The 17,714-nt window shown below is 55.0% G+C and carries 15 protein-coding genes; 13 read left to right on the plus strand and 2 right to left on the minus strand.

Annotation, left to right across the window (positions count from 1 at the left end; all coding sequences use genetic code 11):
• Positions 1–144: 144 nt before the first annotated feature.
• Together ppx and rhlB are read right to left on the minus strand one after the other, a co-directional pair.
• Positions 145–1,641 (minus strand): exopolyphosphatase, encoded by a 1,497-nt coding sequence (ppx, locus tag ACSOSI_RS00630; RefSeq protein WP_476706399.1) that lies wholly within the window; start codon positions 1,639–1,641, stop codon positions 145–147.
• 6 nt (positions 1,642–1,647) lie between these two features.
• The gene (gene rhlB, locus ACSOSI_RS00635) at positions 1,648–2,934 is read right to left on the minus strand and encodes an ATP-dependent RNA helicase RhlB (protein ID WP_012004630.1); all 1,287 of its coding nucleotides are present in this window, start codon (positions 2,932–2,934) and stop codon (positions 1,648–1,650) included.
• A gap of 117 nt (positions 2,935–3,051) precedes the next feature.
• Between rhlB and trxA the strand changes: the two genes are divergently transcribed.
• The 13 genes from trxA (at position 3,052) to wzyE (ending at position 17,704) form a co-directional block, all read left to right on the plus strand.
• Positions 3,052–3,378 carry a thioredoxin TrxA gene (gene trxA, locus ACSOSI_RS00640; protein WP_012004631.1) on the plus strand — a complete coding sequence of 109 codons (327 nt, stop codon included), beginning with the start codon at positions 3,052–3,054 and terminating at the stop codon, positions 3,376–3,378.
• A 578-nt stretch (positions 3,379–3,956) separates the two neighbouring features.
• Positions 3,957–5,216, plus strand: coding sequence for a transcription termination factor Rho (gene rho / locus ACSOSI_RS00645; protein ID WP_004950874.1), 1,260 nt, complete (start codon positions 3,957–3,959; stop codon positions 5,214–5,216).
• A 313-nt stretch (positions 5,217–5,529) separates the two neighbouring features.
• Positions 5,530–6,627: a UDP-N-acetylglucosamine--undecaprenyl-phosphate N-acetylglucosaminephosphotransferase gene (gene wecA / locus ACSOSI_RS00650; protein WP_112349379.1), complete on the plus strand. Its 1,098-nt coding sequence runs from the start codon at positions 5,530–5,532 to the stop codon at positions 6,625–6,627.
• A gap of 20 nt (positions 6,628–6,647) precedes the next feature.
• Positions 6,648–7,700, plus strand: a complete 1,053-nt coding sequence (gene wzzE / locus ACSOSI_RS00655) for an ECA polysaccharide chain length modulation protein (protein WP_476706400.1) — start codon at positions 6,648–6,650, stop codon at positions 7,698–7,700.
• 84 nt (positions 7,701–7,784) lie between these two features.
• A complete protein-coding gene (gene wecB / locus ACSOSI_RS00660) occupies positions 7,785–8,915 on the plus strand; it encodes a non-hydrolyzing UDP-N-acetylglucosamine 2-epimerase (RefSeq protein ID WP_012004634.1) in 1,131 nt (376 codons plus the stop codon).
• The gene (wecC, locus tag ACSOSI_RS00665; protein ID WP_112363600.1) at positions 8,912–10,174 is read left to right on the plus strand and encodes a UDP-N-acetyl-D-mannosamine dehydrogenase; all 1,263 of its coding nucleotides are present in this window, start codon (positions 8,912–8,914) and stop codon (positions 10,172–10,174) included. Before wecB ends, wecC begins: the two co-directional genes overlap by 4 nt.
• A complete protein-coding gene (rffG, locus tag ACSOSI_RS00670) occupies positions 10,171–11,238 on the plus strand; it encodes a dTDP-glucose 4,6-dehydratase (protein ID WP_012004636.1) in 1,068 nt (355 codons plus the stop codon). The genes wecC and rffG overlap by 4 nt, the downstream gene beginning before the upstream one ends.
• 51 nt (positions 11,239–11,289) lie before the next feature.
• On the plus strand, positions 11,290–12,171 hold the full coding sequence (gene rfbA, locus ACSOSI_RS00675) for a glucose-1-phosphate thymidylyltransferase RfbA (RefSeq protein WP_012004637.1): 882 nt from the start codon (positions 11,290–11,292) through the stop codon (positions 12,169–12,171).
• A complete protein-coding gene (gene rffC, locus ACSOSI_RS00680) occupies positions 12,149–12,880 on the plus strand; it encodes a dTDP-4-amino-4,6-dideoxy-D-galactose acyltransferase (protein ID WP_476706401.1) in 732 nt (243 codons plus the stop codon). Before rfbA ends, rffC begins: the two co-directional genes overlap by 23 nt.
• Complete coding sequence (rffA, locus tag ACSOSI_RS00685; RefSeq protein ID WP_017891261.1) at positions 12,867–13,997, plus strand: dTDP-4-amino-4,6-dideoxygalactose transaminase; 1,131 nt, start codon at positions 12,867–12,869, stop codon at positions 13,995–13,997. The genes rffC and rffA overlap by 14 nt, the downstream gene beginning before the upstream one ends.
• Before the next feature lies 1 nt (position 13,998).
• Positions 13,999–15,249, plus strand: coding sequence for a lipid III flippase WzxE (gene wzxE, locus ACSOSI_RS00690; protein ID WP_476706402.1), 1,251 nt, complete (start codon positions 13,999–14,001; stop codon positions 15,247–15,249).
• Positions 15,246–16,331, plus strand: a complete 1,086-nt coding sequence (locus ACSOSI_RS00695) for a TDP-N-acetylfucosamine:lipid II N-acetylfucosaminyltransferase (RefSeq protein ID WP_259191433.1) — start codon at positions 15,246–15,248, stop codon at positions 16,329–16,331. The genes wzxE and ACSOSI_RS00695 overlap by 4 nt, the downstream gene beginning before the upstream one ends.
• Positions 16,328–17,704, plus strand: a complete 1,377-nt coding sequence (gene wzyE / locus ACSOSI_RS00700; protein WP_012004642.1) for an ECA oligosaccharide polymerase — start codon at positions 16,328–16,330, stop codon at positions 17,702–17,704. Before ACSOSI_RS00695 ends, wzyE begins: the two co-directional genes overlap by 4 nt.
• Positions 17,705–17,714: the final 10 nt, after the last annotated feature.

Here is a 17,714-nt window from a genome sequence, read left to right on the forward strand (position 1 = left end):
AAGCCCGTTATTAGGGAGAGCGTGCCGAAGGGGTCGTAGCGGCTTGCCCGCCGGAGCGCCCCTCGATGCGCTAGGCCCGGGTATCTCGGATTCAAAGACAACTTTGTCATCAAACTCAAGGGTGCTATTCGCGCCCTTGTCATATCAACGTTGTTCTTCCAGTATCAACGGCCAATGAACATAGCTTTGCCAATGACTTTCCTGATCCAGCGCCTCCGCCCGTAGCGGGTGCTGCTCCAGCCAACCTGGCGGCAGGATCACCGTCAGCTCATCATCATTATTGGCACGCAGGCGTACCGCCGGCAGCGTGTCGTCGCGACGACGGCTGGCGAAGATGATGGCCAGGCGTAAAATCCGGCATAAACGTTGCGCCGTACGCGGCGGCAGGGCGTTTTGCTGGCTCAGCAGTGGCAGATCGATAGTGTTGCTCTGGTTTTGCAGCAGGGTGGCCAGCAGTTTTTTCTGCGCCGGGGTGAAACCGGGTAAATCCAGATGGCGGATCAGGTAGGCTGCGTGTTGCGGTGCCTGTTTGAAATCAACGCTGAGGCCGATTTCGTGGATCAGACAGGCGCTGTGCAATAACTCGCGACATCGCGCATCCAATTGCCATTCATTGCTCACCTGCTGCGAGAAGTTGGCGGCCAGTTGGCTGACGCGCTCGGCTTGCTCGGTATCCAACAGATAACGTCGTTGCAGGTTGCGAATGGTACGGCTGCGGATGTCCTGTTCGACCGGCAGATGCAACATGCCGTAGACCAGTCCTTCGCGCAGTGCGCCGCCGGCCAGCATCATGCTTTCGATGCCCAGCTCCTGGAAAATCGCCAGCAGGATCGACAGCCCGCTTGGGAACACCAGAGCCCGCTCCAGCGTCAGCCCTTCAATTTCCAACTCTTCCAGCTTGCCGCACTGAATGGCGCGCTGTTTCAATTGGCGCAGTTTGGACAGGGTGATGCGTTCATCCATGCCCTGTGCCACCATGATTTCCTGCAGCGCCTGAACGGTGCCGGAAGCACCAACGCAGACTTGCCAACCGTGCTGACGCAGCTGTGGCGCGATGGGACGCACCATTTCACGTGCAGCCTGTTCGGCCCGCTCAAAATTCTCCAGCCCCAGATTACGATCGCTGAAGAACCGCTCCAGCCAGGTGACACAACCCATCGACAGGCTGTACAGCTGAGCCGCCTGTGCGCCGGTACCGGTAACCAGCTCGGTGCTACCGCCGCCGATATCGACCACTAAACGCTGATCCGGGCCGCCGGTAGTATGGGCAACGCCGTGGTAGATCAGCCGTGCTTCTTCTTCACCGCTGATCACCTGGATCGGGCAGCCGAGAATTTGCTCTGCGTTTTGCAGAAACTCATCGGCATTGGATGCCAGACGCAGCGTAGCCGTGGCGACCACTCGGATCTGTGCGCGTGGAATGTCCTGCAGGCGTTCGGAGAACAACTTCAGGCATTGCCAGCCGCGCTGCATGGCTTCATGCGACAGGAGATTATTTTGATCCAGCCCGGCAGCCAGACGCACCTTGCGCTTGATGCGCGCCAAAGTCTGAATACTGCCGGCCACCTCGCGCACCACCAACATGTGGAAGCTGTTGGAGCCAAGGTCGATAGCGGCATAAAGTGCGCTGGAACTGAGCATGGTCTATCAGCCTGAACGTTTACGGTTATTGCGTGGCGCACCGCCACGACGTGGCGCGGAGTTACGGCGTGGGCCGTTGCCGCCGCGAGGACGTGCCAGGCGTTTCGGCGCAGGCAGATCACTCAATAACGCATCACTGTTGTACTTGCTCACCGGAATGCTATGACCGGTGTAGGTTTCGATCGCCGGCAGGTTGAGCGCATACTCTTCACAAGCCAGGCTGATGGAATGACCGCTTTCGCCGGCACGGCCGGTACGACCGATACGGTGAACGTAGTCTTCGCAGTCGTCAGGCAAGTCGTAGTTGAAGACGTGGGTAACCAACGGAATATGCAGGCCGCGGGCAGCGACGTCGGTGGCGACCAGAATATCGAGGTTGCCCTTGGTGAAGTCATCGAGAATACGCAGGCGTTTTTTCTGCGCCACATCGCCGGTCAACAGGCCTACGCGGTGACCATCGGCAGCCAGATGGCCCCAAACGTCTTCACAGCGGTGCTTGGTGTTGGCGAAGATGATGCAGCGGTCAGGCCACTCTTCTTCGATCAACGTCTGCAGCAGACGCATTTTTTCTTCGTTGGACGGGTAGAACAATTCTTCTTTAATGCGGTGGCCGGTTTTCTGTTCCGGTTCCACTTCAACATATTCAGCGTTGTTCATCTGCTCGAAAGCCAGCTCGCGTACGCGGTAGGAAAGGGTGGCAGAGAACAGCATGTTCAGGCGTTGATCGACCGCAGGCATGCGGCGGAACAACCAGCGAATGTCTTTGATAAAGCCCAGATCGTACATGCGGTCGGCTTCATCCAGCACCACAACCTGGATCGCGCCCAGATCGATATAGTTCTGTTTGGCGTAATCAATTAAACGACCGGTAGTTCCCACCAGGATATCCACGCCGCTTTCCAGCACTTTCAGCTGTTTGTCGTAGCCATCGCCGCCGTACGCCAGACCCATTTTCAGGCCGGTGGACTGGGACAGGGCTTCCGCATCGGAGTGGATCTGCACCGCGAGTTCACGCGTTGGCGCCATGATCAAGGCGCGCGGCTGGTTGATCTTGCGATCCTGTTTCGCCGGGTGAGAAAGCAAATAGTGAAAAGTAGACGTTAAAAATGCCAACGTCTTTCCGGTACCGGTTTGCGCCTGACCTGCAACGTCACGCCCAGAGAGCGTGAGCGGCAATGCTAACGCCTGGATAGGCGTGCAATGTTGAAACCCTTTCTTTTCAAGGGCTTCAAGGACTAACGGGTGCAGGGCGAAGTCGGAAAACTTCTGTTCGGTCAAGTGTGTTTTGCTCATAGTGTGGTAGAATATCAGCTAACTATTGCTTTACGAAAGCGTATCCGGTGAAATAAAGTCACCTTAGGTTGGTTAATGCTACACCAACAAGGTAGACACAATCCTTTGGAGTAGAACATGAGCGATAAAATTATTCACCTGACTGACGGCAGCTTCGACACCGACGTGCTGAAAGCTGAAGGGCCAATCCTGGTCGATTTCTGGGCTGAATGGTGTGGGCCGTGCAAGATGATTGCTCCGATTCTGGATGAGATTGCCGAAGAGTTCGAAGGCAAGCTGACCATCACCAAGCTGAATATCGACCAGAACCCGGCAACCGCACCCAAGTACGGTATCCGTGGTATCCCTACGCTGTTGCTGTTCAAGAACGGTGAAGTGGCCGCGACCAAGGTTGGTGCGCTGTCCAAAGGTCAGCTCAAAGATTTCCTTAACGCGAATCTGTAATCGGGCGGGAAGCCCTATGCCCAATGGATGTGATGCGGCGGCTAAAAACGCTGCTGCGTGAGAGACAACGGGGATATACAGGCGTCTGGCGGGGATGTTCAATTCACCGCTAGACGCCTGCCCAGAAGCGTGTTAAGTTTAACCATACTGCATATAGAACTTGCCCGAAGTTTTAAATCTAAAGAGTCTAAATCTAAAGCTTTACTCTGTGTTGAACCGCTGGCGTTGAAAGAAAAAATGAACTCAGCCCGCGTTTTAGCAATCAAAAGGTTTTGCAAAATCAATTTTAAGGTACCTTCGATCTTAAACCGTCATTGCGCGCGTCCTCTGTAAGCCATTTCTTACCGTGACGGCTCAGCGCCCGGTGATCGAACGTCCAGTAAACAGGCACGAATATCCAATGGATTTCAAGGCGTGGCCAGTCGGCAACCGAAAGCGTCTCCGCAGCTTAGTTCGCTAAGTTTTGGGATGAACAAGGGAAGCCAATGCAACCACCAGAAAGCCGGAAGAGATATCCCGCTGCCATACCATTCACGATGTAAGTTCGAGACATACCCCGAGTTTAAGAACCCACCACTATGAATCTTACCGAATTAAAGAATACGCCGGTTTCTGAGCTGATTACTCTCGGCGAAAATATGGGGCTGGAAAACCTTGCCCGCATGCGCAAGCAGGACATTATCTTCTCTATCCTTAAGCAACATGCGAAAAGTGGAGAAGATATCTTCGGCGATGGCGTGTTGGAGATATTGCAGGATGGATTTGGTTTCCTCCGTTCTGGAGACAGTTCCTACCTTGCAGGCCCCGACGACATCTACGTATCCCCTAGCCAAATCCGCCGTTTTAACCTCCGTACAGGTGACTCCGTTTCCGGTAAGATTCGTCCGCCAAAAGAAGGCGAGCGCTACTTTGCCCTGTTGAAAGTTAACGAAGTTAACTACGACAAACCGGAAAACGCCCGTAGCAAGATCCTGTTCGAAAACCTGACCCCACTGCATGCCAACTCCCGTCTGCGGATGGAACGCGGCAACGGCTCAACCGAAGACCTGACAGCACGCGTGCTGGACCTGGCTTCGCCGATTGGTCGTGGTCAGCGTGGTCTGATTGTTGCTCCGCCGAAAGCCGGTAAAACCATGCTGCTGCAGAACATTGCGCAGAGCATCGCTTACAACCACCCAGACTGCGTGCTGATGGTCCTGCTGATCGACGAACGTCCGGAAGAAGTGACCGAGATGCAGCGTCTGGTGAAGGGTGAAGTTATCGCTTCTACCTTTGACGAGCCGGCATCTCGCCACGTTCAGGTTGCAGAAATGGTGATTGAGAAGGCCAAGCGTCTGGTTGAGCACAAGAAAGACGTGATCATCCTGCTTGACTCCATCACTCGTCTGGCGCGTGCCTACAACACCGTGGTACCGGCTTCCGGTAAAGTGTTGACCGGTGGTGTGGATGCCAACGCCCTGCATCGTCCCAAGCGTTTCTTCGGTGCGGCACGTAACGTTGAGGAAGGCGGCAGCCTGACCATCATCGCTACCGCGCTGGTCGATACCGGGTCGAAAATGGACGAAGTTATCTACGAAGAGTTTAAAGGTACCGGCAACATGGAATTGCATCTGGCGCGTAAAATCGCCGAGAAGCGCGTATTCCCTGCTATCGATTACAACCGCTCTGGTACCCGTAAAGAAGAATTACTCACCACCTCTGAAGAACTGCAGAAAATGTGGATCCTGCGTAAAATCATTCACCCGATGGGTGAGATTGATGCGATGGAATTCCTCATTAACAAGTTGGCCATGACCAAGACCAACGATGAATTCTTCGATATGATGAAGCGCTCATAATGACGATGCGCTCATAATTGAGTAAATATTCCAAGAACGCCACGCCTAGTCGTGGCGTTTTTTGCTTTTGGAAGATACGATAAGTAACAGAAATGGAAACGTAAGTTATTTTCGTGACTTACTGAGAATTCATCTTATTTGCGGTCGGCGTTTCGTCGCTCGCGCATTGTTACTGCCGAAACAGCGGGCAAACACGGTGGAATAAGAATGAATGGCTGTCGTCATAGGAAATGACTGAAAGGTAGCGGGATACCATGGCGCAACCTGTCGCCCGTGTTAAGCTGCCTTATCTTCTACAGAGATCTTGTTAACTGTGAACTTACTCACTATGAGTACTGAAATTCTATTTGTTTTCCTGTTTTCTTTGGCTTTTCTCTTTGTTGCCCGTAAAGCAGCAAAACGTATTGGTCTGGTTGATAAACCTAATTACCGTAAACGCCATCAGGGGCTGATCCCTCTGGTCGGAGGTATTTCTGTTTATGCCGGGCTGTGCTTCGCCTTTCTTATCTCTGACCAAACGATTGCGCATGGCAAACTCTACCTCGCTTGCGCGGGGATATTAGTGTTCGTTGGTGCTCTTGACGATCGTTTCGATATCAGCGTGAAAATTCGTGCGCTGGTTCAGGCACTGGTCGGCATCGCGATGATGGTTTTCGCCGGGCTTTACCTGCGCAGTTTGGGTCATGTGCTGGGCGATTGGGAAATGCTGCTGGGGCCGTTTGGCTACCTGGTTACGCTGTTTGCCGTTTGGGCAGCCATCAACGCTTTTAACATGGTTGACGGTATTGATGGCCTGCTGGGTGGGCTGTCGTGCGTGTCTTTCGGTGCGCTGGGCGTGTTGTTGTACCTGAGCGGTCATTCTGACCTGGCCTTCTGGTGCTTCGCAATGATTGCCGCCATCGTTCCTTATATTCTGCTTAACCTCGGCATTCTTGGCCGCCGGTATAAAGTGTTTATGGGGGATGCCGGTAGCACGCTGATCGGTTTCACCGCCATTTGGCTATTGGTGCAAAGTTCGCAGGGCAAAGCTCACTCCATCAATCCGGTTACCGCGTTGTGGATTATTGCCATCCCGCTGATGGACATGATTGCGATCATGTACCGCCGTTTACGTAAAGGGATGAGCCCTTTCTCTCCAGACCGCCAACACATTCACCATTTGATTATGCGCGCAGGCTTTACGCCACGGCAGGCTTTCGTGTTGATTACCCTGGCGGCAGCCTTGCTGGCGGCTATCGGCGTGCTTGGCGAGCGCCTTACTTTTATCCCTGAATGGGTAATGTTGGCATTATTCTTGCTTGCCTTCTTCTTGTACGGCTACTGCATTAAACGCGCCTGGCGTGTTGCACGTTACATTAAGCGTATCAAGCGTCGTCTGCGGCGTTCGAACGGCAATAAGCAAGTATCTTAACCAGAGGCTTTTGGGCAGTGATGAATCCAGAAACAAGGTCTGACAAGAATATCCCGGCGGTGGATAACGAACTCGATATCCGCGGCCTGTGCTGCACCCTGTGGCGTGGTAAGCCATGGATTATCGGTATTGCGGTGTTATTCGCCGTGGTAGCGCTGATGGTTTCCTACCTGGTGAAACAGGAGTGGAGTGCGACGGCGATTACCGATCGGCCAACAGTGAATGCGTTGGGGGGATATTATTCCCAGCAACAATTCCTGCGTAATCTGGACGTGCGGACCATGCCGGCCGCCAGCACCGATCAACCCGGCATTGCTGACGAAGCCTATAATGAATTCATTATGCAGTTGGCGGCCTACGATACGCGTCGCGATTTCTGGCTGCAGAGCGATTATTACAAGCAGCGCCAGGAAGGCGATGCCGCTGCCGATGCGGCATTGCTCGACGAACTGATTAACAATATTCAGTTCACACCGCATGATGATAAAAAAGTGCCGAACGACGGCGTGAAGCTGACGGCGGAAACGGCGGCGGATGCCAACCGTCTGTTGCGTCAATATGTGGCGTTCGCCAGTCACCGCGCTGCGCAGCATTTGAACGAAGAGATCCAGGGTGCCTGGGCGGCCCGTACCACCTCGATGAAGGCGCAGGTCAAGCGTCAGGAAGCGGTGGCGGCGGCAGTGTATAAGCGTGAATTGAATACCATTCAACAGGCACTGAAGATTGCCGAGACGCAGGGTATCAGCCGGACTCAGACCGATACGCCGACAGAGCAACTGCCGGACTCCGACCTGTTCCTGCTGGGTAAACCTATGCTGCAGGCGCGTTTGGAAGGGCTACAGGCTTCAGGGCCAACCTTCGATCTCGATTACGATCAAAATCGTGCGATGCTGTCGACATTAAACGTCGGCCCGACGTTGGACGAGAAGTTTCAGACTTACCGCTATTTGCGGACCCCGGAAGAACCGGTAAAACGTGATAGCCCACGGCGGATATTCTGGTTGATCATGTGGGGCGCGATGGGTGCTTTGGTTGGCGCAGGTGTTGCCCTGGTGCGTCGGCCGCGTAATTAAAAATAATATAATAATTCGCTGAAGGGCGCATAAGCGCCCAATTCGCAGGTACGCCTGCGGTTAACCGACAATAAGAGATTCGCTGTGAAAGTGTTGACTGTTTTCGGCACCAGACCTGAAGCCATCAAAATGGCCCCGCTGGTACATGCCCTGGCTCAGGATGAAGCCTTTGAATCAAGAGTCTGCGTTACGGCACAGCATCGTGAGATGTTGGATCAGGTATTGCGGTTATTTGAGATAGTGCCTGATTACGACCTGAACATCATGAAGCCTGGCCAGGGATTGAGTGAGATCACCTGCCGTATTCTGGAAGGCCTGAAAGGCGTTCTTGAAGAATTCAAACCGGACGTGGTGCTGGTTCATGGTGATACCACCACCACGCTGGCGACCAGTTTGGCGGCGTTTTACCAGCGTATCCCGGTTGGGCACGTAGAGGCGGGTCTGCGCACCGGCGACCTTTACTCCCCATGGCCGGAAGAGGCTAACCGCAAGCTGACCGGCCATCTGGCGATGTATCATTTTGCCCCGACGGAAAACTCGCGTCAGAACCTGTTGCGCGAACTGTTACCGGACGATCATATCTTCGTCACCGGCAACACGGTGATTGATGCATTGTTCTGGGTACGCGATCGGGTGATGGGTGATGCTGCATTGCATGACAGCCTGGCACAGCGTTATCCGTTCCTGGATGCCGACAAAAAAATGATCTTGGTGACCGGCCACCGTCGTGAAAGTTTTGGCGGCGGGTTTGAGCGGATTTGCAGTGCGCTGGCAGAAATTGCCCGCACTCATCCCGATGTGCAGGTGGTGTACCCGGTACATCTCAATCCCAACGTTAGCGAGCCGGTCAACCGCATTCTGAAAGGGATCGATAACATCATCCTGATCGACCCGCAGGATTACTTGCCCTTTGTGTATCTGATGGCCAACGCTTATATGATCCTGACCGACTCGGGCGGCATTCAGGAAGAAGCGCCGTCATTGGGCAAACCGGTGCTGGTGATGCGCGATACCACCGAGCGGCCGGAAGCGGTCGATTCGGGTACGGTGCGTCTGGTGGGAACCGACGTAGCCAAAATTGTTGATGCGGTTACCCAGTTGCTGACGGACGAAGACGAATATCACGCCATGAGCCGGGCGCATAACCCTTACGGTGACGGGCATGCCTGCCAGCGTATTCTCGAAGCTTTGAAGAATCATCAGGTGACACTATGAGTTTTAACACTATTTCGGTTATCGGCCTGGGTTACATCGGTCTGCCAACGGCGGCGGCGTTTGCCTCCCGCAAGAAAAAAGTGGTGGGCGTAGATGTTAACCAACATGCGGTGGATACCATTAATCGCGGCGCGATCCACATCGTTGAACCCGATCTGGATAAAGTGGTGAAAGACGCGGTCGACGGCGGCTACCTGCAGGCGGTGACCCAACCCCTGGCTGCGGACGCTTTCCTGATTGCGGTGCCAACGCCGTTTAAAGGTGACCATGAGCCGGATCTGGCCTATGTAGAAGCTGCGGCCAAATCTCTGGCACCGGTGCTCAAAAAGGGCGATCTGGTTATCCTGGAATCCACCTCTCCGGTCGGCGCCACCGAGCAGATGGCGCAGTGGCTGGCCGAGGCGCGCAGCGATCTCAGCTTCCCGCAGCAGGCGGGTGAAGCCGCTGATGTGAATATCGCTTATTGCCCAGAGCGCGTTCTGCCAGGGCAGGTGATGGTTGAGCTGATTCAGAACGACCGCGTTATTGGCGGCATGACGCCAAAATGTTCGGAGCGCGCCAGCGCGTTGTACAAGATTTTCCTCGAAGGCGAGTGTGTCATTACCAATTCACGTACTGCAGAGATGTGCAAACTCACCGAAAATAGCTTCCGCGACGTGAACATCGCCTTTGCCAACGAACTGTCGTTGATTTGCGCCGATCAGGGCATCAATGTCTGGGAGCTTATTCGCTTGGCCAACCGCCATCCGCGGGTGAATATCCTGCAGCCAGGCCCTGGCGTTGGTGGCCACTGCATCGCGGTCGACCCTTGGTTTATCGTGTCGCAAAACCCGCAGCAGGCACGTTTGATTCATACTGCGCGTCTGGTGAATGACGGAAAGCCTTTGTGGGTAGTTGATCGCGTGAAAGCGGCGGTTGCCGACTGTCTGGCGGCGACCGACAAGCGCGCTTCAGAAGTGAAAATTGCCTGTTTCGGCCTGGCCTTCAAGCCAAATATCGACGATCTGCGTGAAAGTCCGGCGGTGGAAGTGGCCCATCTGATTGCCGATTGGCACGTGGGTGAAACGCTGGTCGTTGAGCCAAACGTGGAACAGTTGCCGAAATCGTTGGTAGGCCACGTGACGCTGAAAGAGTTGCCAGAAGCGTTGCAGCAGGCGGACGTGATCGTGATGCTGGTCGATCATAAACAGTTCAAGGCGATCAAGCCGGAAGAGATTACGCAGTCCTGGATCGTGGATACCAAAGGGGTTTGGCGTTGAAACGTATTTTAGTCACTGGAGGCGCCGGCTTTATTGGCTCCGCGGTCGTGAGGCATATTATCGAAGCCACGCAGGACAGTGTCCTGGTGCTGGATAAGCTCACCTACGCGGGCAATCTGGAGTCGCTTTCGGTGGTTGCCGATAACCCTCGTTATTCGTTTGAACAGGTGGATATCTGCGATCGCGCGGCGTTGGATCGGGTGTTTGCCGAGTACCAGCCGGACGTGATCATGCATCTGGCGGCAGAAAGCCACGTTGACCGTTCTATCGACGGCCCGGCGGCATTTATTGAAACCAACGTGGTGGGCACCTACACCATGCTGGAGGCGGCCCGCCATTATTGGCAGCCGCTGGACGCGGCAAAGAAGCAAAGCTTCCGTTTCCACCACATTTCCACCGACGAAGTGTATGGCGATCTGCACGGTACGGACGATCTGTTTACCGAAACCACGCCTTACTCGCCAAGCAGCCCGTATTCGGCCTCGAAGGCCTCCAGCGATCACCTGGTTCGCGCCTGGCTGCGTACTTATGGCCTGCCGACCCTGGTCACCAACTGTTCCAATAACTACGGCCCCTATCACTTCCCGGAGAAACTGATCCCGCTGGTGATACTCAATGCCGTTGCCGGTAAACCCTTGCCGGTATATGGCGACGGGGCGCAGGTGCGTGATTGGTTATACGTCGAAGATCACGCTCGCGCGCTGTACCAGGTGGTTACCGAAGGCGTGGTAGGGGAAACCTACAATATCGGCGGCCACAATGAGCGCAAGAATATTGAAGTGGTGCAGACCATCTGCGACCTGCTGGAAGAGTTGGCGCCGAACAAACCACAGGGCGTGGAGAAATACCGCGACCTGATTACCTACGTCAAGGATCGTCCGGGCCATGATATGCGCTACGCGATCGATGCCGGAAAAATTGACCGGGAGCTGGGCTGGCGCCCGCAGGAAACCTTTGAAAGCGGCATCCGCAAAACGGTTTCCTGGTATCTGAACAATGAAATCTGGTGGCGTCGCGTTCAGGACGGTTCCTATGCGGGTGAACGTTTAGGTTTATCCGACTAAATTTAGCGAGGCCACCGCTTAAGCGGTAGCCCTGTGGATTCTGGAGTGAGTATGAAAGGTATTATTCTGGCGGGCGGTTCCGGCACACGCTTGCATCCGATTACCCGCGGCGTATCCAAACAGCTATTACCTATTTACGACAAGCCGATGATTTATTATCCACTGTCAGTTTTGATGCTGGCGGGGATCCGCGACATTTTAATCATCTCTACCCCAGAAGATTTACCCTCGTTCAAACGCTTATTGGGCAGCGGCGAAGAGTTCGGCATTAACCTCAGTTATGCCGAACAACCCAGTCCTGACGGCCTGGCGCAGGCATTTTTGATTGGCGAAGAATTCCTCGCCGGCGAGCCGAGCTGCCTGGTGCTGGGTGACAACATTTACTTTGGCCAGGGCTTTAGTCCGAAACTGAAGACGGTTGCCGCCCGTACGCAGGGCGCTACCGTGTTCGGTTATCAGGTAATGGATCCCGAGCGCTTTGGCGTGGTGGAGTTTGATGATAATTTCCGTGCGCTGTCGATCGAAGAAAAGCCGAAAGCGCCTAAATCCAATTGGGCGGTGACCGGGCTGTATTTCTACGACAGCCAGGTTGTGGAGTTCGCCAAACAGGTGAAACCTTCGGAGCGCGGCGAGCTGGAGATCACCAGCATTAACCAGATGTACCTGGAGCGTGGCGAACTGACGGTTGAACTGCTGGGGCGCGGCTTCGCCTGGCTGGATACCGGCACACATGACAGCCTGCTGGAAGCCAGCAGCTTTGTGCAGACGGTGGAAAAACGTCAGGGCTTTAAAATTGCCTGTCTGGAAGAGATTGCCTGGCGTAACGGCTGGCTGGACGATGAGGGCGTGAAACGCGCCGCACAATCGTTGCTCAAAACCGGTTATGGAAAATATCTGCTGGATCTGCTGCATGCACGCCCACGCCAGTATTGAGCCATTAGCCTGGGAAACTGAGTTTTTCGCCCTTAACAGCGCCAAACTCAACTTCTCTACGGCGGCTCCGATGCTCACCGAGGCCGAACTGGATGCCTACGCATTAGTGCAGGCCAAAATTCCGGCGCATCAGACTGCTTTGGTGGACGGCTTGACCCGTTTGGGCTTCCAACTGGTTGAGGGTGAAGTCGATCTGGTGCTGAATATCGGCACGGAATGTGCATCACTTCATACCGAGGCTACGCAGGCCATTCGCCCGGCGGTACCGGCCGATATCCCGATGCTGCGCGCAGCGGCAGCCGGCGTATTCACCGCCAGCCGTTTCCGCGCCCCCTGGTATCACGCCCAGGACAGCGGCCGCTTTTATGCTGAATGGATCGAAAAGGCGGTATTGGGAACCTTTGACCATCAATGCCTGCTGGTACTCGACGATACTGGGCAGCCGGAAGGCTTTGTCAGCCTGCGCGAACTCGGTGGCCAGGAGGCCCGCATCGGTCTGCTGGCGGCGTTCCCCGGCGCGGCAGGCAAAGGAATTGGCTCTCGATTAATGGCGGCGGTTATTGCCGAGTGCCGCCAACGGTCACTGCAGCGTCTGCGGGTTGCGACCCAGTTCGGTAACATCGCCGCACTACGGCTCTATCAACGACAGGGTGCTGCTATTGAAAGCACCTCGTATTGGTTATACAGAGGAAGACATGATCCCATTTAACGCACCACCGGTTGTTGGCACTGAACTTGACTATATGCAGGCTGCGATGGGCAGTGGCAAGCTGTGTGGTGACGGTGGATTTACCCGTCGTTGCCAGCAGTGGATGGAACAGCGTTTTGGCAGCCCGAAGGTGCTGTTGACGCCGTCCTGCACCGCCTCGCTGGAGATGGCGGCGATCCTGCTGGATATCCAGCCGGGCGATGAAGTGATCATGCCAAGCTTCACCTTTGTTTCAACCGCCAACGCCTTTGTGCTGCGCGGCGCTACCGTGGTGTTTGTCGATCTGCGTCCGGATACCATGAACATCGATGAGAGCAAGATCGAAGCGGCCATCACCGATAAGACCCGTGCCATTGTACCGGTGCATTACGCCGGTGTAGCCTGCGAGATGGACACCATCATGGCGCTGGCGAAGAAGTACGAGCTGTTTGTGGTGGAAGACGCCGCGCAGGGCGTGATGTCCACCTACAAGGGGAAAGCGCTGGGTACCATCGGTCATATTGGCTGCTTTAGCTTTCACGAAACCAAAAACTACACCGCAGGCGGTGAGGGTGGCGCTACGCTGATTAACGATCCGGCGCTGATTGATCGGGCGGAAGTCATTCGTGAGAAAGGCACCAACCGCAGCCAGTTCTTCCGTGGGCAGGTGGATAAGTACACCTGGCGTGATATCGGCTCCAGCTATCTGATGTCAGATCTGCAGGCCGCGTATCTGTGGGGCCAACTGGAAGCGGCTGACCGCATCAACCAACGCCGTCTGGCGCTGTGGCAGAAGTATTACGACAGTTTCCTGCCGTTAGCCGAGGCGGGCCGTATCGTGCTGCCGAGCATCCCGGCGGACTGCGTGCAAAATGCGCATATGTTCTATATCAAACTGCGCGATGTTGAAGACCGTACGGCGTTTATCGATTATATGAAAGAAGCCGAGATCATGACGGTATTCCATTACATCCCACTGCATGATTGCCCGGCGGGCGATCGCTTTGGCCGCTTTGCCGGGGAAGATCGCTTCACCAGCCAGGAGAGCGCGCGGTTGGTACGTTTGCCGCTGTTCTACAATATGACTGATGTCACTCAGCGCACGGTGATCAATACCATTCTCAACTTCTTCGCCTGATATGTCGCTGGCAAAAGCATCGATTTGGACCGCCGGCTCTACGCTTATCAAGATTGGCGTGGGGCTGTTGGTGGTGAAACTGTTGGCGGTGGCCTTTGGCCCCAGCGGGGTGGGGCAAGCGGGTAACTTCCGCCAGTTGATTACCGTGCTGGGCGTGTTGTCCGGCGCCGGGATTTTTAACGGCATCACAAAATATGTTGCCGAATATCATCAGGATCCGCAGCGGTTGCGGTTGGCTGTTGGCACGGCGTCGACCATCGTGCTGGGTTTTTCCACGCTGTTGGCGCTGGTGTTTCTGTTCGCGGCGGAACCTATCAGTATCGGGCTATTCGGCCATGCTGATTATGTCGGCGTAGTGCGGGCGGTGGCGTTTATTCAGATGGGTATTGCTTACGCCAACCTGTTTATGGCGGTGCTGAAGGGCTACCGCGATGCGATGGGCAATGCGCTGGCGGTGATTGGCGGCAGCCTGATTGGCGTGGTGGCCTACTACCTGTGCTTCAAGCTGGGCGGTTATGAAGGTGCGCTGGCGGGGTTGGCATTGGTACCGGCATTGGTAGTGTTTCCCGCCGGTTTTATGCTGTGGCGACGCAAAACCCTGCCGCTGAGCTATTTAGCGCTGGCATGGGACAAGGCGCTGGCCAGCCATCTCGGCAAGTTCACCATTATGGCGCTGATCACCTCAGTGACGCTGCCGGTGGCCTATGTGATGATGCGTAACCTGCTGGCAAGCCATTACAGTTGGGAAGAGGTGGGGATTTGGCAGGGCGTCAGCAGCATTTCCGACGCGTATCTGCAGTTTATTACCGCCTCGTTTACCGTCTATCTGCTGCCAACGCTGTCGCGGTTAAAGGAAAAAAGCGCTATCTCGCAGGAGATTGTGCGCTCACTAAAATTTGTGCTGCCTGCGGTGGCGGCAGCAAGCTTCACGGTCTGGTTGCTACGCGATTTCGCTATCTGGTTGCTGTTTACGGACAAGTTCGTCGCGATGCGCGATTTGTTCGCCTGGCAACTGGTGGGGGATGTGCTGAAGGTGGGTGCTTATGTATTTGGCTACCTGGTTATTGCCAAGGCGTCGCTGCGTTTTTATATCCTGACCGAAGTCAGCCAGTTCCTGCTGTTGACGCTGTTCTCGCATTGGTTGATCCCTTTGCACGGCGCGCTGGGTGCGGCACAGGCCTACATGGCAACCTACATCGTGTATTTCACGCTCTGTAGCTGCGTATTTATTCTTTATCGTAGACGAGTATGACTACACTGATTCACGTATTGGGATCTGACATCCCGCATCACAATCAGACGGTGCTGCGTTTCTTCAACGACGTGTTGGCGAAGCGCTTGCCGTCCGATCAGACACGCCATTTCATGGTGGCTGCCAAAGATACCGCTGCGTTAGGGCCGTTCCCCGAGCTGAACCTTGAATGTCATCCGGACAAGAAAAGCCTGGCGATGGCGGTTATAGCCCGTGCTCAGGCCGATCGCGACCAGCGTTTCTTCTTCCATGGGCAGTTTAACCCGACGCTGTGGCTGGCATTGCTGAGCGGCAAAATCAAAGCCCATCAGGTGAGCTGGCATATCTGGGGCGCTGACCTGTATGAAAACGCCACCAGTTGGAAATTCCGCCTGTTCTATTTGCTGCGCCGCATTGCACAAGGCCGCGTCGGACGCGTGTTCGCTACCCGTGGCGATGTGATCCACTATCAACAGCGGCATGCGCGTGTGCCTGCCTCCCTGCTGTATTTCCCGACGCGGATGGATCCGGCATTGACCGGTATCAGCGTCGAGAAAAATCTGGCTGGGCCGATGACCATTCTGGTGGGTAACTCCGGCGATCGCACCAACCGGCACGTTGAGGCACTGAAAGCGATTCATCAGCAGTTTGGCGCGGATGTGCGCGTGATCCTGCCGATGGGTTATCCGGCCAACAACGAGGCTTATATTGAACAGGTCCGCACTGCCGGGCTGGCGCTGTTCAGTGCCAGCAATCTGCAGGTGCTGACGCAGCAGGTGGCGTTCGACGACTACCTGAACATTCTGCGCGAGTGCGATCTTGGCTACTTTATCTTTAACCGCCAACAGGGTATCGGCACGCTTTGCCTGTTGATCCAGTTTGGCGTGCCGTTCGTGCTGAGCCGGCAGAACCCGTTCTGGCAGGATCTGGCGGAGCAGCACCTGCCGGTGCTGTTCTACGGTGATTCTCTGGATGAGGCGGTAGTGCGTGAAGCGCAGCGCCAACTGGCGTCAGTGGACAAGCAGGCGATCGCCTTCTTTAATCCCAACTATGTTGATGGCTGGCAACAGGCATTGGCCCTGGCGGCAGGGGATAATTCATGACGCTGGCGCAATTTGGCGGGTTATTTGTCGTCTACCTGATTGGCACGTTGTTTGTTCTGACGTTGACCTATCAGGAGTTTCGGCGCGTCCGTTTTAACTTCAACGTGTTCTTTTCGCTGTTGTATTTGCTGACGTTTTACTTCGGCTTCCCGCTGACCTGCCTGCTGGTGTTTCAGTTTGACGTTGAGGTGGTGCCGGTCGAGTTCTTGCTGTATGCCATCCTCTCGGCCACCGCGTTTTATGCGATTTACTACGTCAGCTATAAAACCCGGCTGCGCAAGCGCAGTGTGCAACCGCGTAAAGCGGTATTCAGCATGAACCGGGTTGAAACCCATCTGACCTGGATTTTACTGGCATTGGTGGCGATCGTTACCGTCGGCATTTTCTTTTTGCAAAACGGTTTTCTGCTGTTCAAGCTCAACTCATACAGCCAGATTTTCTCCAGTGACGTGTCGGGCGTAGCGCTCAAGCGGTTCTTCTATTTCTTCATTCCGGCGATGCTGGTGGTGTATTTCCTGAAGCAGGATCTGCGAGCCTGGTTCTTTTTCCTGGCGGCGACGGTGGCTTTCGGCATCCTCACCTATGTGATTGTCGGCGGCACCCGCGCCAATATCATTATCGCCTTCTCGCTATTCCTGTTTATCGGTATCGTGCGCGGCTGGATCTCGCTGTGGATGCTGGTGGCTGCCGGGGTGTTCGGCATTGTCGGTATGTTCTGGCTGGCGTTAAAGCGCTACAGCCTGGACGTCAGTGGCCCCGAGGCGTTTTATACCTTCCTCTATCTGACGCGTGACACCTTCTCTCCGTGGGAAAATTTGGCGTTGCTGCTGCAAAACTACGACAAGATTGATTTCCAGGGGCTGGCGCCGATAGTGCGTGATTTCTACGTGTTTATTCCGAGCTGGCTATGGCCGGGCCGACCGGACACGGTGCTCAATACTGCCAACTATTTCACCTGGGAAGTGCTGGATAACCATTCTGGCCTGGCGATCTCACCGACGCTGATCGGTTCGCTGGTGGTGATGGGGGGCGCGCTGTTTATTCCTGTTGGCGCGGTGCTGGTGGGTATGATCATCAAGTGGTTCGACTGGCTGTATGAGATGGGCAAAAGCGAATCGAACCGTTATAAAGCCGCCATATTGCAGGGCTTCTGCTTTGGCGCGGTATTCAACATCATCGTATTGGCGCGAGAAGGGGTGGATTCGTTTGTCTCGCGGGTGGTGTTCTTCTGCCTCATTTTCGGCGTCTGTTTGCTGATGGCAAAATTGCTGTACTGGCTGTTTGATACTGCCGGATTGATTAAGGCGCGAGTGCAGCGTTCGCGAACGCTGACACCGCCTGCTTCTTCTGTGCGGGCCGACGGCCTTTTGTAAGGGTAATAAT

Source organism: Serratia sp. AR11 (assembly GCF_056376275.1).